Genomic DNA, 22,379 nt, shown 5'->3' with positions numbered 1-22,379 from the left:
TTTATCCTACTATAAATGTTGAGCCTATTTGCATTGATCCAATGCCTAATTGTGGTATTATATCTTCATTATCTGAGCCATTGAAGCCCGTCGCAATCATTTGATTTTTACCCTTAAAATAATCCACAAGCTCCGTATCGATTAAGTCACTTAAAGGAAATTCAATACTTTGTCCTGGTATTAATGTTTCAGTAACGGAAAGCCCGTTTTTAAGTGCTAATTCAAAAACATTAGTAACAAAACCATTGTATTGAATAGCAACATCTAAAAGCGATTGATTATGTAATACTTGCTTTTGCATTGGCTTTTAATGTTCGGTTCTCTCGTTTCAATTCGTTAATCTCCTGTTGTTGGAGTTTAATTTTTCGGTCTTTTAACTTGTTTTCCTCCTCCAATAATGAAATCTTTCGTTGCATCATTTCGTCATACTCCTTAAACTTAGTTTCATAACGACTTTTAAGGTCGTCTAAGAGTTCTTTATAATGCCCGGACAGTTTAATATCATTATCAATGGCAGTTGTTTCGGCATTTTCTTTAGCCTGTAAAACATCTACTTTATACTTACTTTTAGTAAACAAAAAAGTAAACAATCCTGTACCGCCAATGGCACTTAACAAAAGCCCTATATTGTTAAAAATCAAATCCATTTAATTCCCTTTTAAAAACTGATTAAACCTATCTTGAACAGCCTGAAATTGAGCTGTATTATTTAATGTTGTTGTTGCTCCTGGACCCGATGGTGTTGATACAACAAAACTCATAGCTTTAATTGCTGTAATTAAATCACTCATTAACTCTTTAAGCGTTTCGTTTTCTTTTTTCAAAAGAAATCCACTTTGATCTACTTTAAACTGAACCGTTTTAATATTCAATTCCAGACTTTCAATTTCCGAATAAGCCTCAACGTAAAGCCTGTGTAAATCTTCATTAATCGGGCTAACCAGTACCGAACTTTCAATAGCCGGAAACAAATAATACTTTTGGTTATTGCCGTCAATTATTGCCGATAGTTGCACTTTAGTAAACTCTAATTCATCCGCTTTAACTGTGCAGGTTCCCTGTTCTTTATCCACCGAAAGAACCACAGCCGGAAAGGTGTCAACATCTCTTTTTTTTAATCGTCTAAATGCTTCGGTTAATTCATCCATTACAGTCTGTTACCTAATGTTACTTTTCGTCTTGCGCCTCCGGTGTCAAATGTGGTTACTACCTTTTTTATAAAATAGTTTCCTTCACGGTTGGGATGCTCATCGTCAATCAATTTAGCTTTCATTCCTCTGGTAGCGTATGGAATTAAAAAACTTACTACGTCACCGTCAAAACCATCGTATTTCAATTTTTCTAATTCAGCGTTGGCCATTGCTTCTAACTGCTTTTTGTCCGACACTACCGAGGTGGTAAATTCCCTTTGTTCCCCATCCGCATCGCCCACCTCAATACTTTCTTTTTGATTGGTAGCAGGATTCATATAATTGTATTTTATCTTAATCCTGCGTTCGGCTGCACTCCTGAATTCAAGGTTATTCTCAACCAGATTATAGTTTAGATCATAAACCACCGTTTCGCCAATATTGGTAAATTGCTGCAATCCTACATACAATTTTTCTTCATCATCAATAAAGACCGTTTGGGCTAAATCTTTTCTGAAACTTTCCAGAACTTGTGCGCCGTTGGCATTTCTAACAATCCATTTATCCAGGAGAACGTTTTGTTTTTCCATGTATCGGGAAATCAAAATCGATGTCCCTTTTATAATTTCCTGAACAATTTCTTTAATACTCGTTTTACCCCAAACCTTATTGATGTTTTTACGTCTCAATAACCAAATAGCATCTTCGCAATGAATTTCAATCGGTATTTTTGGGCTAATCTTTTTAACATACCCTTTAAATTCCACCCCTGAATATTTACCTTCATAGGCAAGGGTTATCGTTACTTTGTCACCTACTTTTATAGCCTCTTCAGTATATTTTCGCTCACCATTCTGACGGATTTTAAAACGGCTGGGTAATTTTATAACTGCCGTATCGCTCAATTCCTCAACCGACTTGGTTATTTCAACACCATGAACAGCATTAAAAACATAATCGCCTATTTCTACTTTACCGTCCAGTATGTACATTAGCTCAATAGATTGGTTTTGTTTTTATCTTTTTCGTTCAAATCAGCAAAAAAATCATCGTCGCCTAAGGCTCTAATAGTATATTTTTGCATCCCGCTTTCGCCTATCATTTCGTCCCAGTCTAAACTTTCCAATACTATTTTTCGAATTCCGAAAAGCTCAAAAAAGGCATTGTCTTCAATGTCAACAGCATCATTAATTTCAAATAGATCATTAATTAACTTTACCTGATCAGCGGGATATCTTTCGGGGTCATTTAAGTCAATGCAAACTCCTTTAATGGTTATCACTTCATCGTCTGTGGTGATGTATTCTTTTACTGATCGTTTTTTCTTCTTTCCTACCGTTGCTGTTTTAACAATGGTTTTTGACATACCAATAGAAATAATAGGCTCGTTTGGAAATAAAAATTCTTCGCCTTTGTACGACACTTTTAATGTCATAAAATATTTATAGCCTAATAACTGCTTAGCATTGATACCTAATAAATCAGGTAACTTGTAGCGAGACTGATTTTTTTTCCACCACATTGGGAAAGCAGGACCTATATAATCCAATGATGCCCGAACGAGCAATTCTTTTATATTAAATTCAGCCATTAGTTCGTTTGCATTTGGTTTACACTATTCACGGCACGTAATAATATTTCCTGTACTTTTTCGCCTAGTTTTTCAACTCCTTTTTCAGTACTTTCAACGTATATTTTAGTGTCGTCCTGAAGCTTTTGAATAGTCACATTAATGTGTGTCATTCTGGAACCTCCCGAAACGATACCGTCTGCTTTTGAGCCTTTTTCTTTGCCTTTTTTACCTTTTCCGGTATCATTCATCAAATCGGCAAAAGCTTTGGATTTATCTTGTTTTAAATAATCAGGTGTAGGGACTTTTGCAACAGTTTTTACTCCTGCCTCCTGGGCTTTCATATTCACACCGTCATTATAACCTTTAGAAAATGTTTTGGCTGCTTTCCTTCCGTCATCAAAGAGTTTCTTTGTAGAATCCACCCCCATCAAATCGCCAACGGCTTTTTTACCAATGTCAAAAGCGTTTCTAAAATCGCCTTTAAAAAATGCCAGCAATGCGCTACCCATTCCAGTAATACCCGATAAAAGTTCTTGAATTCTATTAATGACATAATCCTTTATAGCAGTTCCAAAGCCTTTTATAACTTCCCAGACTCCCATGATTGCACCACGGAATCCATCAAAGCGATTCCAACACGTCCAGACAATAGCAATTAAAGCAGCAATAGCAATTACAACCAGTCCGATTGGATTCATGTTCATTACATAGTTGAAAGCAGTTTGAGCAGCAGTAGCCAGCCATAAGCGAGCTTCAAATAAGGCAAATTGAGCCGAAAATATCCAAAATCCCGCATTAGCTATTAAAAAATTAATTCCTAACCCGGCTATTAAAGCCCCAAAGAAAAACAGTAGCGGTTTAGCCTCAATAATCCAATGGACTATATCTGCAATAGCCTGACCAAAAGGAATAATACTATTTGTTACTGTAATTCCAATATCAATTAATGGAGAAATCCAGTTTGCAAATGCCATACCTGTTCGGGAAATTACATTTTGTAAAGTTCCCATCATAGTACTCCATTTACCTCCCGCTGTTTCTGCCATTTTGTTAGACATATTGTAATAGCGGCCGCCTTCAGAAGTGGCAAGCCTGAAAGCCTCTTCAATCATATTAGCACTAATGGCACCGTCTTCCATTTTCTTTTTCAAATCACCCATTGAAATACCTGTGTTTTCAGATATTACCTGAAGTGGATTAAAGCCCTGGTTAATTAACTGCAACAAATCCTGCCCCATTAATCGACCGGTTGCCATGATCTGAGAATACACAAGGGAAAGCCCGGAAAGCTTTTGTTCGTTACCCATCGCCACATCACCCAGCATTTTCATATTGCCCATGATCTTTTCCTGAACAATACCAAAACCAAGCATCGTTTCAGAACCTTTTATAATTCCTTCATTACTGTAAGGTGTGGCATTGGCATAAGCGTTCAATTGACCGAGTAACACCTTCGCCTTATCGACGGAACCAAGCAAGACTTCAAACTTGATATTGGTTTGCTCCATTTCGACACCCATGTTAAAGAGCGCCTTTGTTCCGGCAACAACACCGAGTGAAATTCCTAAAGCTCCAACCAGTCCAATTAAACTTCTAAAACCTGCTCCCATAGTAGCACTCCAGGCACTAGAATTCTTTTCGGTAGTTTTAAATGTATTATTCAATCCATCCACCTTGTTATTAGTCATACCTACACTAGCAGCTATCTGATTTAGCGATGAGCTGGCATAGTTTTTCATTCTTATGATAAATTCGTAGGCGTTCATAACTGGTTTTGTGAGGATTCTTTTTCTTTCGTTCTGATATAATGAAGGTTTTGCACCTGCTCAGCCCAATCGACATCACTCAGTTTATGAGGATGATTGATGTGCATAAAGTATCTTAAATAGGCATCTAACAACCTGAAATTAATGTGTAATTTTTCTCCTGATTGCTGTACATAATCAAAAGAAGAGGCGTCATTGGTGTCAATGACAGCCCCGTCTAAAGCTTTTTTATGAAAGCAATTTTTTGGTTTTGCAACTTCTCAATGGCTTGGTACAACGGAAAACGAATGGCTGCGTTATTCCTGTCGTTGTAAGCTTCGTCTTTTTCGATACAAACCGCCTCGAATAATTTTTCTTGTGTTACAAACGGTTTGTTACCCGGGTTTTTCTTTTCGGCAAGTTTCAAGTCATCACGAGTAATGATTCTCACTTTGCATACTGCTTCACCAATAGTGATAATAGACTTATTACCGTCTTTAGTAATTTCAGCATCATCAAAATTGAAAAAGGATGCCATCTCTTTACGAGCTGGTAAGAAGTAGGTATCATTGGATTTAATTTCTTCATCACCACCAATAAATAAAGAAGTAAGCATTGCTTCACCAAAGGCTAAATCACCGTTCGTTTGCATAGCGGTGAAAGCTCTCTTAAAGTCTTTCATATCCGGCTCACGTAAATAAGCCGTTTTGTCTTCTACCGGTAAGGCATAAACTCCACCGTATTTTTCTTTCCATTCCTGGATTTGTTTTTCGTCTATGTTTTTCATGCTGTTTGTAGTTAAAAAAACCATCCACCTCAATAGTTGGATGGTTTTTTACATTTAAAATTTTAGATTATTGTTGTGGTTTTACATCAAGGAAGATAAATGGCAATTCAATAAGCATGTTTTTATCGCCTTGCTTCATTCCTTTTTTATATTCAGTAATCTCACAGGTTGTAAGAACATCGGTAACCGTTGCGCCACCATCTTCAGGAACGAATGACCAAATAACATCAAAGCTCAATGACAAAATATCTTTATTTGGAGCATCTTTAATCATAGATTCAACTTCCGACTGCCAAAGGGTAATTTTGCCTTCAAAATCTTTATTTCCTCTAGTGATTCCATGACCTTTTCCACCTCGACCTCTCAAGACTGCTTTATCTTGTTTAGCTGTGTATTCAACATCTTCAATGCCTTCGATTATTCGACCGCCAATAGCTATGGAAATATCATTCCAGGAATAATTTTTACTGCTATATATCATTATTGATCAAGTGTTGTGGTAAATCCAATGTTTACCGTTATGAAATCAGAATAACCCACAGGAAGCAATTGCAGTGCTACATTGATATTGTTACTTTGCAATACATTTTGATTTTCATCAATGAATGCCTTAACGCCTGAAAGTTTTCCCGCATCGACCATATTAGATTTAATTTGATTTTCAATACTACTTTGCCAGCTTTTAATAATAGCCGGGTGGATAGTTCCCGCTTCAGTGATTGGAATTTCATCGGATAACTCTTGTACCAATGTGGTATAAGCTATCAAAACTGCTTCATCCATTACTAAACCTCTGGCTAAACTATTAAAGTCGTCTGTAGCTGCTGTTAAGGTTTTATCTCCTGTAAAATAGAAACCCGACAAATTAGCGAAGCTTCGCATAAAGTTGTAATTCTTGTTATCGATAGCATCCCATGCAGTGTCCAGAGTAGAAACGGCTTCACCATTAGTAAAATATGCCGCAAAAGGTTCAATTGCACCATCTTTTACACGGCTCAATTTTCTTTGCGTTGGTGTATTTGCCAATCGACCTAAAGCCAATCCAATAGAAGCTTCTTTAGAACCGTCAGTATTTGCAAGAAGAATAGCCACTTTATTAAAGTTGGTTGTAGCATAATCCTTCAAGTCGGCAACTACACCGCTAAATTTATTACCCGAAATCAACACGCGTACCGGATAATAACTATCTGCATATTGTTGCGCTAAAGCTTGAGCCTTTACTACTGCTAAATGCACATCAGCATCCAATCCGTCGGTAATGGTTTCGGTAGTACCGGACTTTTTCAAAAGTCCTAAAACTCTAATTTTACCTTTGGCATCACTCAATAGTTTTGCGGCATAAGCGTTAGCAATATCGGCTTGATCTTCCATTGTTACAGTCGAAGCCACTAGCATAAACCACAATTCAGCTCCTTTTTTAGCTTCGGTATAAAACGCTGCAATCTGCTTATAAGCAAAGTCATTCGTTCCGCCTTCAGTAATACCCAAATTTACCGCCTCTTCCAAAGAGAAGATTTGATACGAAGTTCCTACGGTTACTTTATTAGCTCCCGCAACGGTTACACCTGTCAAAACAAAACCCGGTATCTTCTGAATTTCTGCCTGTGGCAACCCCAAACCATTGCTGGAGATGTTAAAAATTATATTTGGTAAACTCATTAGCTAAATATTTTACGGATAAATGTTATTATATACATAAGGGATAACCCAATGGACAATCCTGTTAGAAAAGCGACTATAATGTCTAATAAGTTGTAGCCGCTCTTTGTGGTTTGATTACCTACATCGCTCCGGGCGGTGGCACTAATTTGTGACCGTAATTCCTGCTTTATTTTGGCTGCTATCGCCAGACTGTCGCAGATCGCCGTGACGGTTAAATCCGTTGGCGTAATTTCAACTTTAGCCGTGGCGTTGCCGTTTTTTTGGGTAAAGACTTTAGGTCTTGAAATACTGTTTAAACCCTCTTTAAATGCCAATTCATTGACGGGAATTTTCAGGCTTGTTTCAGCCTTTGGTGTAAAGAGAACCGTATCCCGGTAGCTCTCTTTTTGCTGAATAATTGTTTCGGTCGTCGATGTGCTTTTTTGAGTTTCCTGCCGAACTGAACGGCAGGAAGTCAAAAAACAACACACAAATACTAAAACACAAATCAGCAAAAACTTAAGTCTTATATTTATTCTTTTCATTTTTTACAAGTCTTTATATTCTTTTTTAGCGTCAAAACTCGGACAGGCTTTATGCACGTTAGGGAAATCCCTGTGTCCTTGAATGATTGCTGTTGGAAATTTTTGTTTTAACTCTTTAAGCAACTTTAAAATGGCTGCCTTTTGCTGTGGTGTTCTGGTATCTTTTGGAACATTCTGAGCATCAACACCGCCTATGTAGGAGATATTAATGATCTGACTGTTGAAACCTTTAACACCGTTAGACACCTGTTCAATAGGCAACAAATTCACTACTTCGCCATCAGCTTTGATAATAAAGTGGTAGCCGGGCATTTTCCATCCTAACTGATTTTTCCAATAGCTTTGAATTGCGCTAATGCTCGCTGTTTGAGAAGTTGCGGTACAATGCACGGCTAGATACTTTATTGGTCTCATCTTACAACAACTCTTTATATCCAGTTAAAACTGCAATTAATGTTTCCGCTTTTAGATCAGCGGAAGCAAGCTTTAAGTTTTTGGCTAGTGCCTTCATGGCGTTGTAATTCTTGCTTTCCAAGCCAGATTGTAACAACTCTTTATCGGCATCGGTTAATTGATAGCTTTCAACAGTCAACTCTTCTGCATCAACTACCTTAATATTTTTACCTTTGCTGTGCGGCGTTACGGTTTTATCGTCTAAGGTTTCGGCATAATTTTTGGCAAAAACAAGGTTTTCAAAAACAAAACCGTCAGCAGTGGAGTACACTTCGTCTTTAGAATCTTTTTTCTCAAAATATTCAGTGACTTTTTTAGCTACGACGTCTGCAATAGACGCCGCAACTACGTTTTTTTTTACTTCACTCATATTAGTCCAAAATTGCCCCTAAGTATTTAGGGTTAGTTGCACGAATGTTTCCAACAAGAGCTCTTTGAGCAAAAGAGATTTCGTCAGCTTGTGAAGCCGCTGAGCGTAAAGTTTCATACATTTCTGTATCACCAAAACATCTGAAGGTTTCGTCTGAACACCAAGAGAAAGAACACACTTTGTCGCCCGCATCTTTAGTGGTACCGAAAGGCTTTTTAGCATTGGCTGAAGTGTACAAAGCATTTTTGTTATTGCGGTGCACTTTGAAACCATACAGTTCTTTAGAATTCAACACTTCTTTGTACAATTTTACATCCTCTTTTTTAAGCTTGGCCATGTGAGCAGCCGTAAAACAGATGTGTAAGTTGTCGTACATATCTAAACCGTTATAAAAGGCCTGTAAATCAATCACTGCATCAATGATACTTCCTTCGCCAATAACAATGATTTTATTGTTGGTATTGTCTGCCGCCGGTGCCCAGGCAAAAGCTGCTCTTACACCAATGTTTTTAGCTAATGCCACTTTATGACGATTAGTAACTGAAGCACGTTTGTTATAAGATAACTCAACTTCCTGAAGGTCTCTATGCCTCGTACGGTCAGTAGAGTATGTTTTTAAAACTACCTCGTTAGGAATATCATTAATTGTTGCTAACGGTAAATCCGTTTCAGAGCCCGCAAAATAATCTTCGTGAACATCTGGCTCAATACCCGCTTCCGCAAGGTGTAATTTGTTGTTTTCTACATACTCGGATTTATCCGTAGATGCAAAAACAAAACTATTGTCCGGGATTGGGTTTTCTTGAATACCTGCAATCCATACTTCTTTTTGTAAACCTGCCATATCTATTTTTTGGGATTAATTATTTACTTTCTTTGTGTCTTAAACCATTGGCGTAATCTTTAGCCAGTTTGGCGTATTGTTCCGGCTGTTCGTCTCTGATTTTTGCCAATTTCAATACATCGTATTTTTGCAAATAGTCAAATGTTTCCTCAGTAGTAGCCGCAGCACCTGTTTTTCCACCGGCCAAAATCACTTCTTTAACAGCAGCCTGATTTGTGTTTTGCGTTGCAGTAGCTTCTTTGTCTCCAATTAACTTGGATAAAATGACCGTTTGCCCATCATGATCATTTTCAAAAGCCGCCAATTGAGAAGCTTTTAAAGCCTCAGGAATTAATCCTAACTGTACTGCCTGATCTACTAATTTGCTAGCCGCTGCCAAACGAATTTCTTTGATTTCCGCTTCCAAAGCTGTAACCTTAGTTTCAGCAGTTTCTTTAGCCAATTTTATTTTTGAAATCGTATCCAGTAACACGCTTTCTGAGGTGTCAGCCTCCTTACCCAATGCAAGGGCAATAGTTTTTAATTGTGACATATCGTTTTGATTTTCTTGATTAATTTTTTGAAGTTTTAATTCACCGCCGTTTCTTGAAAGCCTGATTGCACCATCATTTCCGCCTATATCCACAATTGATATTTCAACCAGTTTACATTTAGTCACGGTTTCATATAGTTGTCCTGGTAATACTAAATCAGGATCGGTGGTGGTTGCTTTTACATCAGCAAACATGGAAGCCATACGGATATAGCCTCGATCCACTTTACCAGCTATAGCTGCGGCAAATTCGTCGTCCATATCAAATTCTATGGTCGCAACTAAATCAGTTCCCTTTTTCCAAAGTTTGAGACAACGCCCAATTACAGCAGTACCTTTTTTATCGGCATTTTTTTGAAACTCTCTTTCGTGCATAAACAGCACAACTGGGTTACGCATGTATTGTGTATAATCGATTCCATCGGTTAAAACACGGTAGTAGAATTCGTTTACATTTTCAGTATTGATTATAAAATCGTAAGTCATTTTACAATGGGGTTCGTTTGATTCGTGAGGACAAAATTGTAGTGTTTTCAAAGCAAAAAAAAATACTTCTCCAAGGCTTGTACTCAATAAATACAAGGCTTGTGCTAATTTTTCACAAGCCTTGAAACACTTTTTTTTACAGCCACTTTATATGTAGAAATTTGCTCTATGACTGACTTATTATTAGACCAAACAGGTGATTTAAAAATCACAAATGGAGACTTTGAAATAGGGTATTCCGACAATCAGCACCAGGAACATATCCTGCTGGCCAATAAGGGCGAATTCAAAGAATTTCCCGAGCTAGGCGTAGGACTTAACAGGATGTTAAGCGATGACGATTACATGCCGTTTTTGATTGACGCTAAGAAAAACCTAGAGTACGACGGAATGAAGATTAACAATGTAAAGTTTGAGGAAAACGGAAACCTGAATATCGATGGCTATTACAAATAAAACCAAAGGCAGAATGACTGCCGTAGAAAGCGACTATAAAAAAAGCCTTGGGAAAGATTTGTTTATCAAAGGCTTTTCTATGACCAACATTTCCGAAATCATTGGTGTAGGTATCAAAACACTATCAAAATGGCGAGATGAAGACAAATGGCAGGACGAAAAAGACCTGAATAGTTTAAAGCCTTCAACCATTAGAAACCTGACACTCAAAATGGCACTGGCTATGGAAAGAGGGGAACCGTTACCATACAAAGCCGATGACGTTTCAAAAACGGTAGCAGCCTTTGACCGTATTTCTGACTCGAAGAAAAAAGTAGTGTACACAATGGAAAGTATTGACGGCTTTAGTCAGTTTATGATTGTTCAAGCCGGCAACGCCATTGGTAAGAAGCGGGAAGAGCTTTTGGAACAGCTTAAAACAATCAGACCTTTTTTTGACAAATACATCTCCGAACTTTTACAAAATGACTAAAACGGAATTAAAAGCAGCAATTGAGCAATACAACCTTAACAGTAAAATGATTAAGGAGCTTACTTATGCCAGTTTAGTAAAAGAATCGTCAAGTGAACAGGAAGCACGTATTAAACACCTTTTAAAGCCGGAAAACTACGGGGAGTATTTTGACTTCTATTTTGGAATACACAGCGGTTTACCTCTTGGAGATGCGCCTACACCTCAATTTCATATCAATGATTACGTAAAAGTTTACAACAATCCATTCATAAGACAATTAAGAAAAAAGTTTCGAGGTGCGGGTAAATCGATTCAATGTAATGTTGGAAATATCACGCATCTTAAGCAAAATGACAAACTGTTTTTTGCGGTACTAATTGGAATGAATGAGGGACTTGCAAAAATTTTGCTTAGTGACCTTCAGGCGCATTTAAAACACAATGAGCGATTTATCAAAGATTTTGGTACCCAATTTAGTTACGGCGACTGGACAGATGGAGATTTTCAGACAACAGATGGGAAAAACTTTAAAGCATTAGGTTTAAATCAGCCTTTTAGGGGATTGCGTTTTGGTTCTAATCGTATTGATTTTGCATCCGTGGATGACTGTGAAGACCGTGACAGAGCCAAAAACCCTGATATGATTAGAAAGTATGGTGAAAAGCTAACCGGAGATTTAGCAAAGGCATTCCATCGTAAACGAGGTAGATTGATAGTAAATAATAACTATATCGTTCAGGATGGAATACTTGACTTTTTGTCAAATCAATGGAAAGACAACCCTAATTTTCACGATAGTGTTACCAATCTTACCACCGTAAATATTGACAAGAACAATTACAATACCCTTAAGTGGGAACCAAGCTGGCCGGAACGTGATACTAAAGAAGAAATTATAAACATCATCTTATCCGATGATTATTACACGAGTCAAAGAGAAGATTACAATAACCCAATTGAGGAAGGTAAACTGTTTAAAGCTGATGTAATCATTCACAGGCTTGTACATCATTTGGAAGTTTTTGACGGTTTTGTAGTGCATTGGGATTTAAGTTATACCGCTACAGGTGACTACAAAGCAGGAATTTTGTTAGGAATTAAAGGAATTTCATTAACCGTACTTGAGGTATTTTGTCAACGTTGTGAGATTCCGAGTGCTATGGAAGTGCATTTTCAATGGATTGAAAAATACCTTTTTAAATATGGTATCGCTCCAATATCATTTTATGACGCGTCTATTTCACAAGAATCGGTTTACTCTCCAATTATACTTCAGGCTGCCGAAGACAATAATTGTGCTTATATCCCTATAGCCACGCACCAGCAAGGAGATAAACACAACCGAATTGCTGCGGGACTAACAAACATCTTTCATAGAAAAATATTAACGTGGGACGAAAGCCTGAAAACACGTTCAAAAAAGGATTATGATGCCGCTATGAATCAATTAAAGTCTTTTGAAAAAGGGGTAATTACCGATGACTTCCCGGACACTTTAGACAGAGGCTGTGCATTGTCTCAAATTTATTTTGGTTATAGTAAAAATGAGGGAAGCCATAAGCCAACAATTGGTAAACGCAAAAAAAATCGCAGAGTATGACACCACGAAAAGAACTATTTATAAAAGTAAAAGAAGCCCTGGCACAATTGCCGGAACTGGAACTGGTGGACTTACAGCGCAAACAGTTTAGCAATCCTAAAGAAAATTGTCCAAGCTATTTTACCGCTGCTTTAATCGAAATCAAAGCCATTAAATGGGAAACGATGGTAGAGCAAAAACAGGAAGGAAAAGCAACCGTTGATGTGACTTTATATACCAAAGATGGTTGGATGGATCAGTTTAACGGAACCAGTGACCCGGAAAGCGGTTTAATTGAAATTGACATTATTGATAACATTACCGAACAGCTTCAGGGACTAAAAGGAGATTATTTCAAAGCCTTGGATTTAACGGATGAGGAAAGCATCGACGAAACCAGCGAAATGATGAGTTACAGACTTTCGTTTTCGACCGTGATTTACCGAAAAGTCAACCCGAAATATAGCCCTAAAAAACTAAGTATTACCGAAACAACTCTATAAATATGTTTTTAGAAAAAGTCGAATTAAAAACCGTAGGACTGGACGAAATTATCAATAGAATCATTAATAGTGATGATTCTATTGTAACCGAAATAATTAAAGAAAGTATAGACGTAATGAGCGGTTATCTATTCCAGTATTATGATACGGAAGCCATTTTTAACGCTACTGAAGGAGACCGTAATCTTACCATAGTCAAACATCTTAAAGGACTGGTTTTATTTGAGATTTACAACCGTAGAACTAAGCAAATTAACGAGGTGGCGAAACTTCGATATGACGAAGCTATGTTGTGGCTTGAAAAAGTTTCTACCGGAAAAATAAAACCCAATTTACCACCAAAATTGGTTGACAGCGATGGTGATGGAACGCCAGACAGTGAAGTGCCGTTTATGAAGCTCGGTAGTCGCAAAAATTACCAAAATGGCTGGTAATCTAAAAGATTTGCAAAAGCTTCTCTGGAAAGCATCCAACGAAATACCGGACAAGGCTTTGCGGATTATAGGTGTTGAGGGAAAAAAGTTTATTGAAAAGAATTTTAGAGACCAGGGCTTTACCGACACCACCACTAAAAAATGGGAATCCAGAAGAACCCAAGACAACAGCGGAAAAGACATAACCCGCTACAGAACCAACCGGGTAGGACGTTCAGGAAGCCTTAACCGTTATGGAAGCCGAAACGCCGACCGTGCCATATTAGTAGGTTTTAACACAGGAGGTGACAAACTAAAAAACTCTTTTAAGTACAGCGTGAGCCAAGGCAGCCAACGAGTTGTATTTAGAACTTACAAAGGGTATGCAGCACGCCACAACGAAGGACTGGACGGAATGCCAAAACGCCAATTTATAGGGAAATCGGCTTATTTAAATCGTCAAATATTTGACAAACTAAAAAGAGTATTAGACCAAACTTTAAAGTAAAGATGAGTTCAAAAAATAAAAATATCGCCTACGCTCAAAAGCGCGTGAATAAAGTAAGTCTTTCCGGCAATGCCATTGGCAAAAAGATTGATATGTCTAAAGTGGATGCTAACGACATTACCAAAATAACTAATTTGATGGTCGATGTTATTCGCCGTCAACGCAGGTTATGGCGCAAGGAAATTAACGACTGGCAAGCGGCGCGTTATGCCTATTATCAATCGGACATTCCCCGTTTTTTTCCGATGCAAGAAGTCTATGACGACATTATGCTTGACGGACATTTAACGGCGGTAACTGAAGACAGAACCCTAAGAACCATTAACGAAGATTACATTTTTTCGATAGATGGAATAAAGGACGATAAATTAACCGCTTTTATCGAAGACCAGGAATGGTTTGACTATACCTTAGAAGAAGCTCATAAAACGACTTATAAAGGCGAAGCTTTACTTTGGGTAAAAGAATTCGAAAAAGGACAAATCAAAGAAGTCGAGGTAATTGACCGTGGCTTATTAGTACCAGGACAAAAGATATTGCTGTATGACATTAACGGTAATAAGGGGCTTGACGTGTCTGAGGTAAATGATATTTTGTTGTATGCCAAATTTTACAGCAACATAGGCATATTAGAAAAAGCCGCCGTTTATACTATTTTAAAACGCCATTCGTGGGGTTCATGGGACGAGTTTGAAGAATTGTTTGGCGTGCCTATCCGTATTGCTAAAGTAGCCAGTCAAAGCGAAACCGTAAAAAATGAAGTTGCCGGATGGTTGGAAGAAATGGGAAGCGCACCTTATGGAGTTTTCCCAATAGGTACGGAAATTGACATTAAGGAAAATAGCAAAGCCGATGCTTTCCAAGTTTTCTACATGAAAATCCAAGCCCTGGACAAAGAGCTTTCTAAATTGATTTTACATCAAACCATGACCACCGAAAACGGGGCAAGTAAAGCGCAAGGAACAGTACACGAAAATACCTTAGAAGAGGTTATTAAATCGGATAAAAAGAAAATGCTTTCTTTCCTTAATAAACGATTGGTTCCGGCTATGCGTAAACTAGGTTACGCTATTCCGGAAAATGCCAAAATAACCATTGAAAAAACCAAAGACCCTGGGAAACAAATCAAAATTGACAGCCAGTTAATGAGTAACGGTTATATTTTGAAGCAACAATATGTTGAGGAAGTTTATGGGGTGGAAATTGAGCGTATGCCATCAGAACAAACGTCACCTGAAAAGCCTACAAATGCAAAAAAGCCTTAAGCCTGCTTAAACTGTACTATCGTTCCAATTGTTGTGATGACGATCATTCGCACATCCAATTAAACAAGCAGGAAGACGATACTTTAAGCGGGCTTATTGAAAACTATATTAGGCAGCTATTTGACGACAGGAATGTTTCTGAAGAAAACAAACAGGCACTTTGGGACTACTACAATACAGAGTTAGGCAAAGCTCTTGATTTAGGATATAATGAGCAATCCGAGTTTTATGATGCTGATTTGGCCGCCTCATTAAAAAATGATATTGCGCAATTTTCGGCATTCAAAGAAACGAGTTTCAGATCACAATTAGAAGCTGCTCTAACTGAAGATGACAAAGTAGTACCGTGGTCAGAGTTCAAAAACAAAGCAGCTGCTTTAAATGTTGATTATAACCAACGCTGGTTAAAAACGGAATACCATCATACGGTGGCTACAGCCAACAGTGTAGAAAAATGGAAAGGTTTTGAAGCCGATGCCGATCTATACCCGAACCTGAAATACAATGCGGTTAACGATGCCAGAACCCGAGAAAAACACCGGGCATTGGACGGTTTGATTTTGCCTATCAATCACCCGTTTTGGAAAACCCATAATGTACCGCTAGACTGGGGTTGTCGTTGTAGTTTGGAGCAAACAGACGAAGAGCCAAGCACGGTAATCCCTAAACTGGACATTAAAGGAGCATTCCAAAACAATGCAGCTTTGAGCGGAAAAGTGTTTGGCGAAATGCCTTATGAAAATGGATTGTCTAAAACGGAAAAGAAGAATGCTAAAAAACTATCCGAACAATTTATTGCTGATGACAGGTACAAAAAAGACGTTGAATTATTACAACAAGATGATCGTTGGAGAAAAGCTTATGAAGATGTAAAAGCAACTAATTTAGTTTCAAAACATCCAAACATGAGTTTGGAGGAATTAACAACCATACAACATTATACCAATATGGGGTATTGGGACTTAAACGAGGCATTGTACACAAAACGAGTGTTTCCTTTAGAAGAGGCAAACGAACGAATGTTAAACCGAGCGTTATCTAAACTTCCTAAAACTGATAAAACTAAAGTTTTTAGAGGCATGCCGTTCAACGAAGAAATTTATAAAAAATATGCTGATAATGTTGGAAAAACAATAATTAATGAAGGTTTTACTAGTACAACTCTAAATGAAGAAATTGCTAAGGCTTTTGGGCAAGATGAACCGACAATGCTATTTTTGATTGATCATAAAAACGGTAAAGAATTAAAAGACATTTCTTTCTTTTCCGAAACGTTTGAAAACGATGAAGAGTTTGAGGTTTTATTTCAGTCTAAAACAAAATTTAAGGTAAAAGAAATCGTTTCAAAAGGAGATACCTTTGAAATTTACTTAGAAGAAGTGGATTGAGGAACTGTTGGTACGACCGATCTTGATTTTTGAGCAAAACGACGACTTCTTTCTTTCATTTTTGCTTTTTCCTCATCGGTCATTTTGTCCCAGCGTTCCTGCGCTTCTTCTCTTAATTTATCGAATTGTTTTACAAATTCACTTTTAGACATGATATTAAGAGTTTTAACAAAGATACAACTATTTTAAATAGAATTTAAAAAGTGTTTAAAATAATGAAATTTGGGAGTTTGGGGTTGATGGAGTTTCGCCATAGATGCCCTCATATTTTATGATTGCTTCAACAGTGCGACTAGCCAGAAACATTTTTCCGGCCACTTCGTCAATAACCGCATCAATACGCCACTTCTTGTTCTTTTCCTGAAGTTCATAGAACAGTTTGCGTACCTGCTTATTTCTTTGGTCAAATCGTTCCTTACGTGTCATAAAACAAAAATATAAAACTTTTCAACATAAAAAAAGCCCAGTTTTTAGCTGGGCTTTTTCACGTGGTATTAGGATTATTGCATTGGGAATTATTGTTTTTGAACTTGTTCCAGAAGCCAAACAGCATCGTTGTGTAGTTTTGGATCATTAGGTATTTTGTAGTAACCGTATTCCGGTTTATTTGCTAAAACAGTTGCAGTCAACTTATTCAAATTAAATGCTTCATTTTTAAATACTGATAAATCTATCGATTGATTATATACAAAAAAGTGACTGGTTTGATTTGGATTCGCCCATTTGTTTACATATTCCTCAACATCTTTTTGAGTCGCTCCGTCTTCATACTGAGCCACCCAGTACCAGGCACCGTTTAACTCAAAAGCGGCAACCTCGTTCACTTTTGATTTGCTACAGGAGAATAAAGTTAAAGTTATTAATAGTAATAATAGTTTTTTCATGGTTTTGATTTTAATTGATCTATTTGTTTTTTTATCTCGGCGCAAAGCTCGTATTCTTCGTTTTGCTCAGCTATAAGTAAGTCGCTCTCTAGTTTGGCAAGATTAACAGGTTCATTATAATCTATCGATACAATGCCTTTCATTTCTCTGCCGCCTATAAATACTTTAACTCCTCTCCATTTATTTTCGTGTTGGTTACTCATAACTTCGTTTTTATTTCAAATGTAGTAAAAATTCTAATTATTTTTTGTCTTCAAATTGAATTACGTGAATAGCGGGTTTAAAATAATCAGGGTTAATGTGATAATCTTTAAAAAATAAAACCACTTCATCTGTATAATGAGGTCTGATTTCAAAATCATATAGCTTCCTTCTTTCTATTTCGGCTGAAGGATGGTAGCTGATATAATCAACCAATGGGTAATTTATTAATACTATCTTTAACCAATTAGGAATGCATATCATAAGCTCACATGCCCGGCAGCCCATATATTCAAAATGATGCCTTGATTCCCTTATAAAGTTGTGAATAGCGTCAAGCTCTTCCAGTGTTATTTTTTTTTTCATAGTTCTAATATTTTAAATCCGTCCAGTGAATTATTTTACCTTTAAAATCTTCATTGAAGTAAGCAAAGAAATCTTCTATAGTGTCGAACCCATCGTTTTGGGCTAATGTTAACCATTTATCATTTGGTAATATTTTATCGTCAATATAAATGCTAGGTTCATTATAGCAGTATGGCGCATCAGTAATATAAAAAACATGAATTTTTTGCGTACTCACCACAGGAATTCGAGGAGCAAACCGGAATATATCCTTTTGGCGGCAATTGATAAAGAAGTCAATCATTGTCCCTTTTTTCCAACGGTCTTTTTCATCTTTACGGATGGTGTGGAGTTTGGGGTTATGAGTACCAACTATATAATTTTTAGGAAGAGCTTCACGAGCTAATTCTAAAAATTCACCCATTTTAATCTGGATACCTTTTTGAAATATAGTTTCCCAAATCTTCTCCACAAAATAAGTGGGCTTTCCGTTGAGTTGTGTGCTAAAGGGTAGTATCATTTTACTTATATTTATTAATTATACCCAACATTTGAATTTCGTTTTTTTGTATCTCTACGAAGCTATTAACCACTTCACAAACTGCTTTAGCCTGTTTGATATAATTTGGATCATCTTTGACTTTTTGCAACGTCTCTAACAAAGTTTCTTTGATGGCTTTGTTCTCAGCAGTGGGTTCAAAAACAATTAGCTTCTTTTGCGGTACCAGAACCTGAGCTGCTGTTAGTGGTTTGTTTGTGGGTTCAAATAAATTGTCTAAAAATTCGGGAATTTCATGGTTTAGAAAATTCATTGGGTGAGGCGCAAAAACAACTGTATTAGTACTGTTTACCTCTTTGTATTTGTCGATAGTGATGTTTTTGCCTTTGTAGTAAAATGTTTTACCTATGATGGCATCTAGCTTATTGATTGTTTCTGTTGTCATTGTTTTTAATGGTTTTGTTGATTTTATTTTTAAGTGTAATTATTTCCTTGAGCTCCTGTGGCAACTGGCTGTATTTTCGTTTGTTTCGAATGGCAAGCTCAGCGTTAGAAATTTGTTCTAAAAATTCAATGGTGGGTATTTCGGGACAACCTTCTTTTCGTACAATGTTGAATCCTGGAGGAACTTCGCCATAATGTTGTTTCCAAAGCCAACGGGAATAATGCACATAGCCGTTTTCTGTTTTTATATGCGCCATTTGATAGCCATTGGTATTCCAAAACAGAATAGTTCCTATTGGGTTACTTCCTGTAATTTCCCAACGTTTTTTATTAGCAACCGCCAAACGACCACTTATTTTATTTCGCAAATGGACTTCCTGTAAGGCTGTTTTACTACGTTTTAATCCCAAATAGCGCCGCTTTTTCTCAATGTGCTTTTTTGTCCAGGGTTTATTTTTAGGCCATTCGTTTTCGAAGATTTCCGCAAGCTCCACATCACCTATATTTTGATAGTTCTCTTTCAAAAAAAGTACTTGTGTAGGTGTCCAATATTCCATTTCTATACGTTTTAAACCAAGGCTGTAAGCTTTAGTACGTACAATGGTTTTCTTGCAATTTAAAGCAGCTGCTAACTCATCATTAGTCATTTTATGAAAGTTGTCTTTGATAAACTGAACATCCTGATCAGAAAAAACAACTTTTCCGTATTTGCCTATTGTTGCCATTTTATTTAATTAGAATTTGGAAACCTTTGAATTTTTATTGTTTTTACTGAGCTTACTATTTCCTTAACGATTGACCGCCATTTATGCGGGAGGTCGGTTTGGGAGTTCCATTGTTCCAGCCCGAGGTGGCGGGCTTGGATTATGGCGTCTTCAATCTTGAGGCGGTTCACGCGCTTGATTACCATTTGTTGGGCGTGTGGCTCGAAGCTTTGATAAGCTTTGGAGTTTTCTATTAGTTCTTTCATAATTTTATTTATTGATCCCACCATCCAGCTTTTATATAAACTTCGAGGTACGGGAATGCTGTTCCTTCTTTGTTTTTTAGCCTAATGAATTCAGGTGTTTTTTGGAATATTTTAATGAGTTGCTCTTTAGTCAATTTTTGCCAACGTTCGAGTGCGATTTTCTTTTTTGACAGTGGATTGTATGGATATACCTTTTTATGAAATCTTTCAAAGGATAAATCAGGCTCTCCAACTTCTACCAGAATTTTTGTGTTTTTCTTACCCCAGTTTTTAATCTGATCTTCTTTCCAGGGGAATTTACCTTTGATAAATAAAAACTCTTCATGCTCTTTAGATAAATCGCCTTTCATTACATCGTAGTACACTAAAACACCGTTTAAATTGTATTTAAATTGCCATACATCGCCACGCTCAATTGTTACTGTATAGGTTCGGGTGATTTGTTCCATTTAAGCAAGTTTTTGATTTAGATCATTAATTGTTTTTTGGATTTGTTGTCTAATGTAAGTGTCTTGAATTCCTTCTAATTGTTGAATAAGTAGTAATTCCAACATATCGGCTTCGTGATACTTTAGTGTTACTTTTATTTTCTTTTTGGCATCAAAAAGATTCATTTTAGCTTTAATATGAATCGCTTTTCCATCGAGTTTAGCAGCAACATCTAAGGCAATTGATAAAGTCGATTTATGTCGCCTGGTGTGTGCTTTAGTATTGTAAACCGCCTCAATTGTTGCAGCTATAATTAAAGCTGTTTCGGGGGCTAATCTTAAGTCTATTTTCATTTTAATTTTTCTCCTAGATTTTTTAAGTACTCAATTTTCTTAATACATAATTCATAGGTGTCAATGTCATAAACTCCTTTTGGTACTCTAAAAAAGAATTGATTCCGTTGTTGGTCTTCAAAAATTTCAACACCTTGATGAGTTCCTACTGGTTTACGTAGTTTCCATTGCGTTTCAAACCAACTCCCCATTCCAACGGTTTTTTCCAAAACTCGTTCCCTAATTAGTTTGAGAACTAAGACTTTCCCGACTTTGGTTTTATGAAAATTCGTTAGATAGCAAATGTGTCCATCGCTTAGGATATTTTCTTTCTTTAATTTTTTAAGAAGTTCTTCTTTACTTGTTATTGCTCTCATTGTTCCATTTGTTTAATTTGAAATTCTATTTGTTCGCGAAGTACGTCGTCTTCGGTTTTAAGTCTGGCTTGAAACAATATTGAGTATTCAACACCCATAAACCAAGGTTCTTGTCGTGAATAAAAAACATAATGACGGCGACTGAAATCCTGTGGTAAAATCAAATCGTTTTCCTTACAATACTCAATGATTAATCGTTCTATTTCACTATTAAACAAATGCCGCGGGACGATTCTCCCAAATTGAAATTGACCAAATTCGCTCATGTTAACATTCTGTTTTAGGTGGTTCTAAAGGTTCGCCACAATCAGAGCAAACCAGTTGGGTAGTTTCGCAAGTAACACAGCTGTGTATTACTTTAATTTCGGCTATGTCGTGCGGACATACTTCGGTAATACTAAACCCCTCCATTTTGCCAGTGAATTAATCCGCAGTTGCTGCAAAACAGTTTTCCGTTTTTTTCTTTTACCGGCATTTCTGTTTCACACTCAAAACAGTAGGCCTCTAGCGGTTTTTCGGGCTTGCTTTTTACTTTATTTTTCTTCTTTTTCTTCTTTTTCTTTGGAGGATCGGGCGGGAATAAACCGGCACAAAAGACCAAAAAACAAATGCTGGTTACAGCTGCAGTGATAAGAATTTTTATTGTTTCCATTATTTATACCTTTTTACTACCATTGATTTAAAACACTCGATAATTTTTGAAACTTCTTTCGGTTCCATTTCTTTTAAAGGCTTATTAACCGGTGATTTATCACTTTTTAAAAAGTCAGATAATCTATTAAGGTCTGCCACTTCGCCCCATTTTTCACTTTTAACCGTCCATTGTAAGGTTCGGAGCTGTGAGAGCAAGGTTAGGTGTTGTTTGTTTTTTTTATCGAATAAACCCCAATTTTTGGAGTTGTTTGTTGTCTGTTTTGGGTTATCGGTTTTGGGTTTTAAGTAGTCATCTATTGCAGAACCTTGTCCTTCGAATAGATAGGGTGATTTAGTTGCTGTCATCTTTGATAAGTTCTAATTGTTCGCACCATACACCACAGATAATAATCCCCTTATCAGACTCTATGTCTAAACCAATACCGCTGTCTCTTGTTTTATTCAGTATTGTTACAATCTCATTCTGATTAATTTCATCACCGCCAATGTTTCTTTGCTTAACCAATACTTTGGCTTTTTTACCGTTGAAATAGTCTTTTCCTTTGTTTTTTAAAAATGTTGATGTCATCTTG

Annotated in this window: 37 protein-coding genes; 8 read left to right on the top strand and 29 right to left on the bottom strand. The window is 36.9% G+C overall.

What is annotated here, in order from left to right; all coding sequences use genetic code 11:
* Nucleotide 1 precedes the first annotated feature (1 nt).
* The 14 genes from ACSV4D_RS09510 to ACSV4D_RS09445 form a co-directional block, all read right to left on the bottom strand.
* Entirely contained in the window at nt 2-301 is a 300-nt protein-coding gene (locus tag ACSV4D_RS09510) for a hypothetical protein (protein WP_439228097.1), read from the bottom strand.
* The gene (locus ACSV4D_RS09505) at nt 279-647 is read right to left on the bottom strand and encodes a hypothetical protein (RefSeq protein ID WP_439228096.1); all 369 of its coding nucleotides are present in this window, start codon (nt 645-647) and stop codon (nt 279-281) included. Before ACSV4D_RS09505 ends, ACSV4D_RS09510 begins: the two co-directional genes overlap by 23 nt.
* Nucleotides 648-1,148, bottom strand: a complete 501-nt coding sequence (locus ACSV4D_RS09500) for a hypothetical protein (RefSeq protein WP_439228095.1) — start codon at nt 1,146-1,148, stop codon at nt 648-650. It abuts the gene before it with no gap.
* Nucleotides 1,148-2,122: a late control protein gene (locus tag ACSV4D_RS09495; RefSeq protein WP_439228094.1), complete on the bottom strand. Its 975-nt coding sequence runs from the start codon at nt 2,120-2,122 to the stop codon at nt 1,148-1,150. Before ACSV4D_RS09495 ends, ACSV4D_RS09500 begins: the two co-directional genes overlap by 1 nt.
* A complete protein-coding gene (locus ACSV4D_RS09490) occupies nt 2,122-2,721 on the bottom strand; it encodes a DUF6046 domain-containing protein (protein WP_439228093.1) in 600 nt (199 codons plus the stop codon). The genes ACSV4D_RS09495 and ACSV4D_RS09490 overlap by 1 nt, the downstream gene beginning before the upstream one ends.
* Complete coding sequence (locus ACSV4D_RS09485) at nt 2,721-4,469, bottom strand: tape measure protein (RefSeq protein WP_439228092.1); 1,749 nt, start codon at nt 4,467-4,469, stop codon at nt 2,721-2,723. The genes ACSV4D_RS09490 and ACSV4D_RS09485 overlap by 1 nt, the downstream gene beginning before the upstream one ends.
* A 217-nt stretch (nt 4,470-4,686) precedes the next feature.
* Nucleotides 4,687-5,235: a hypothetical protein gene (locus ACSV4D_RS09480; protein WP_439228091.1), complete on the bottom strand. Its 549-nt coding sequence runs from the start codon at nt 5,233-5,235 to the stop codon at nt 4,687-4,689.
* A gap of 67 nt (nt 5,236-5,302) precedes the next feature.
* Nucleotides 5,303-5,716: a hypothetical protein gene (locus ACSV4D_RS09475; RefSeq protein ID WP_439228090.1), complete on the bottom strand. Its 414-nt coding sequence runs from the start codon at nt 5,714-5,716 to the stop codon at nt 5,303-5,305.
* A complete protein-coding gene (locus tag ACSV4D_RS09470; RefSeq protein ID WP_439228089.1) occupies nt 5,716-6,894 on the bottom strand; it encodes a DUF2586 family protein in 1,179 nt (392 codons plus the stop codon). Before ACSV4D_RS09470 ends, ACSV4D_RS09475 begins: the two co-directional genes overlap by 1 nt.
* Nucleotides 6,894-7,421 carry a hypothetical protein gene (locus tag ACSV4D_RS09465; RefSeq protein ID WP_439228088.1) on the bottom strand — a complete coding sequence of 176 codons (528 nt, stop codon included), beginning with the start codon at nt 7,419-7,421 and terminating at the stop codon, nt 6,894-6,896. The genes ACSV4D_RS09470 and ACSV4D_RS09465 overlap by 1 nt, the downstream gene beginning before the upstream one ends.
* A gap of 3 nt (nt 7,422-7,424) precedes the next feature.
* Nucleotides 7,425-7,835, bottom strand: a complete 411-nt coding sequence (locus tag ACSV4D_RS09460) for an N-acetylmuramoyl-L-alanine amidase (RefSeq protein WP_439228087.1) — start codon at nt 7,833-7,835, stop codon at nt 7,425-7,427.
* A 1-nt stretch (nt 7,836) separates the two neighbouring features.
* Complete coding sequence (locus ACSV4D_RS09455) at nt 7,837-8,244, bottom strand: hypothetical protein (protein WP_439228086.1); 408 nt, start codon at nt 8,242-8,244, stop codon at nt 7,837-7,839.
* Nucleotide 8,245: 1 nt separating this feature from the next.
* On the bottom strand, nt 8,246-9,088 hold the full coding sequence (locus tag ACSV4D_RS09450; RefSeq protein ID WP_439228085.1) for a hypothetical protein: 843 nt from the start codon (nt 9,086-9,088) through the stop codon (nt 8,246-8,248).
* Between the two features lie 19 nt (nt 9,089-9,107).
* Complete coding sequence (locus tag ACSV4D_RS09445; RefSeq protein ID WP_439228084.1) at nt 9,108-10,106, bottom strand: HK97 family phage prohead protease; 999 nt, start codon at nt 10,104-10,106, stop codon at nt 9,108-9,110.
* Nucleotides 10,107-10,274: 168 nt separating this feature from the next.
* Here ACSV4D_RS09445 and ACSV4D_RS09440 point away from each other — a divergent pair, with 168 nt between their 5' ends.
* The 8 genes from ACSV4D_RS09440 (at nt 10,275) to ACSV4D_RS09405 (ending at nt 16,672) form a co-directional block, all read left to right on the top strand.
* Entirely contained in the window at nt 10,275-10,562 is a 288-nt protein-coding gene (locus tag ACSV4D_RS09440; protein WP_439228083.1) for an oxidase, read from the top strand.
* Complete coding sequence (locus ACSV4D_RS09435; protein WP_439228082.1) at nt 10,546-11,034, top strand: hypothetical protein; 489 nt, start codon at nt 10,546-10,548, stop codon at nt 11,032-11,034. The genes ACSV4D_RS09440 and ACSV4D_RS09435 overlap by 17 nt, the downstream gene beginning before the upstream one ends.
* Nucleotides 11,027-12,616, top strand: coding sequence for a hypothetical protein (locus ACSV4D_RS09430; RefSeq protein ID WP_439228081.1), 1,590 nt, complete (start codon nt 11,027-11,029; stop codon nt 12,614-12,616). The genes ACSV4D_RS09435 and ACSV4D_RS09430 overlap by 8 nt, the downstream gene beginning before the upstream one ends.
* Entirely contained in the window at nt 12,613-13,098 is a 486-nt protein-coding gene (locus ACSV4D_RS09425; protein ID WP_439228080.1) for a hypothetical protein, read from the top strand. Before ACSV4D_RS09430 ends, ACSV4D_RS09425 begins: the two co-directional genes overlap by 4 nt.
* A gap of 2 nt (nt 13,099-13,100) precedes the next feature.
* Nucleotides 13,101-13,532 carry a phage protein Gp36 family protein gene (locus ACSV4D_RS09420; protein WP_439228079.1) on the top strand — a complete coding sequence of 144 codons (432 nt, stop codon included), beginning with the start codon at nt 13,101-13,103 and terminating at the stop codon, nt 13,530-13,532.
* Nucleotides 13,522-14,019, top strand: coding sequence for a phage morphogenesis protein (locus ACSV4D_RS09415; RefSeq protein WP_439228078.1), 498 nt, complete (start codon nt 13,522-13,524; stop codon nt 14,017-14,019). The genes ACSV4D_RS09420 and ACSV4D_RS09415 overlap by 11 nt, the downstream gene beginning before the upstream one ends.
* 2 nt (nt 14,020-14,021) lie before the next feature.
* On the top strand, nt 14,022-15,284 hold the full coding sequence (locus ACSV4D_RS09410; RefSeq protein WP_439228077.1) for a phage portal protein family protein: 1,263 nt from the start codon (nt 14,022-14,024) through the stop codon (nt 15,282-15,284).
* A gap of 239 nt (nt 15,285-15,523) precedes the next feature.
* Nucleotides 15,524-16,672, top strand: a complete 1,149-nt coding sequence (locus tag ACSV4D_RS09405; RefSeq protein ID WP_439228076.1) for a phage minor head protein — start codon at nt 15,524-15,526, stop codon at nt 16,670-16,672.
* Here ACSV4D_RS09405 and ACSV4D_RS09400 read toward each other — a convergent pair.
* From ACSV4D_RS09400 to ACSV4D_RS09330, 15 genes are all read right to left on the bottom strand, one after another.
* Entirely contained in the window at nt 16,651-16,824 is a 174-nt protein-coding gene (locus ACSV4D_RS09400) for a hypothetical protein (RefSeq protein WP_439228075.1), read from the bottom strand. The genes ACSV4D_RS09405 and ACSV4D_RS09400 overlap by 22 nt on opposite strands.
* Before the next feature lie 55 nt (nt 16,825-16,879).
* The gene (locus ACSV4D_RS09395; RefSeq protein ID WP_439228074.1) at nt 16,880-17,098 is read right to left on the bottom strand and encodes a hypothetical protein; all 219 of its coding nucleotides are present in this window, start codon (nt 17,096-17,098) and stop codon (nt 16,880-16,882) included.
* A gap of 89 nt (nt 17,099-17,187) precedes the next feature.
* A complete protein-coding gene (locus tag ACSV4D_RS09390) occupies nt 17,188-17,556 on the bottom strand; it encodes a hypothetical protein (protein ID WP_439228073.1) in 369 nt (122 codons plus the stop codon).
* Nucleotides 17,553-17,759 (bottom strand): hypothetical protein, encoded by a 207-nt coding sequence (locus tag ACSV4D_RS09385; RefSeq protein ID WP_439228072.1) that lies wholly within the window; start codon nt 17,757-17,759, stop codon nt 17,553-17,555. The genes ACSV4D_RS09390 and ACSV4D_RS09385 overlap by 4 nt, the downstream gene beginning before the upstream one ends.
* Before the next feature lie 37 nt (nt 17,760-17,796).
* Entirely contained in the window at nt 17,797-18,123 is a 327-nt protein-coding gene (locus ACSV4D_RS09380) for a hypothetical protein (RefSeq protein WP_439228071.1), read from the bottom strand.
* A 4-nt stretch (nt 18,124-18,127) separates the two neighbouring features.
* Nucleotides 18,128-18,622 carry a hypothetical protein gene (locus tag ACSV4D_RS09375; protein ID WP_439228070.1) on the bottom strand — a complete coding sequence of 165 codons (495 nt, stop codon included), beginning with the start codon at nt 18,620-18,622 and terminating at the stop codon, nt 18,128-18,130.
* A gap of 1 nt (nt 18,623) precedes the next feature.
* Nucleotides 18,624-19,046 (bottom strand): hypothetical protein, encoded by a 423-nt coding sequence (locus ACSV4D_RS09370; protein WP_439228069.1) that lies wholly within the window; start codon nt 19,044-19,046, stop codon nt 18,624-18,626.
* Nucleotides 19,024-19,770 carry a hypothetical protein gene (locus tag ACSV4D_RS09365; protein ID WP_439228068.1) on the bottom strand — a complete coding sequence of 249 codons (747 nt, stop codon included), beginning with the start codon at nt 19,768-19,770 and terminating at the stop codon, nt 19,024-19,026. Before ACSV4D_RS09365 ends, ACSV4D_RS09370 begins: the two co-directional genes overlap by 23 nt.
* Before the next feature lie 5 nt (nt 19,771-19,775).
* A complete protein-coding gene (locus ACSV4D_RS09360; RefSeq protein WP_439228067.1) occupies nt 19,776-20,015 on the bottom strand; it encodes a hypothetical protein in 240 nt (79 codons plus the stop codon).
* Nucleotides 20,016-20,023: 8 nt separating this feature from the next.
* Entirely contained in the window at nt 20,024-20,464 is a 441-nt protein-coding gene (locus tag ACSV4D_RS09355; RefSeq protein WP_439228066.1) for a hypothetical protein, read from the bottom strand.
* A complete protein-coding gene (locus ACSV4D_RS09350; RefSeq protein WP_439228065.1) occupies nt 20,465-20,797 on the bottom strand; it encodes a hypothetical protein in 333 nt (110 codons plus the stop codon).
* Nucleotides 20,794-21,153 (bottom strand): hypothetical protein, encoded by a 360-nt coding sequence (locus ACSV4D_RS09345; RefSeq protein WP_439228064.1) that lies wholly within the window; start codon nt 21,151-21,153, stop codon nt 20,794-20,796. The genes ACSV4D_RS09350 and ACSV4D_RS09345 overlap by 4 nt, the downstream gene beginning before the upstream one ends.
* Nucleotides 21,154-21,550: 397 nt before the next feature.
* Nucleotides 21,551-21,805, bottom strand: a complete 255-nt coding sequence (locus ACSV4D_RS09340; RefSeq protein ID WP_439228063.1) for a hypothetical protein — start codon at nt 21,803-21,805, stop codon at nt 21,551-21,553.
* Complete coding sequence (locus ACSV4D_RS09335; RefSeq protein ID WP_439228062.1) at nt 21,805-22,152, bottom strand: hypothetical protein; 348 nt, start codon at nt 22,150-22,152, stop codon at nt 21,805-21,807. The genes ACSV4D_RS09340 and ACSV4D_RS09335 overlap by 1 nt, the downstream gene beginning before the upstream one ends.
* Complete coding sequence (locus tag ACSV4D_RS09330) at nt 22,139-22,375, bottom strand: hypothetical protein (protein WP_439228061.1); 237 nt, start codon at nt 22,373-22,375, stop codon at nt 22,139-22,141. Before ACSV4D_RS09330 ends, ACSV4D_RS09335 begins: the two co-directional genes overlap by 14 nt.
* Nucleotides 22,376-22,379: the final 4 nt, after the last annotated feature.

Source organism: Flavobacterium sp. ARAG 55.4 (assembly GCF_051846875.1).
GTDB classification, from domain to species: domain Bacteria; phylum Bacteroidota; class Bacteroidia; order Flavobacteriales; family Flavobacteriaceae; genus Flavobacterium; species Flavobacterium plantiphilum.
The sequence above is the reverse complement of the archived record's forward strand: the minus strand, read 5'-3'. Positions and strand labels throughout refer to the sequence as shown.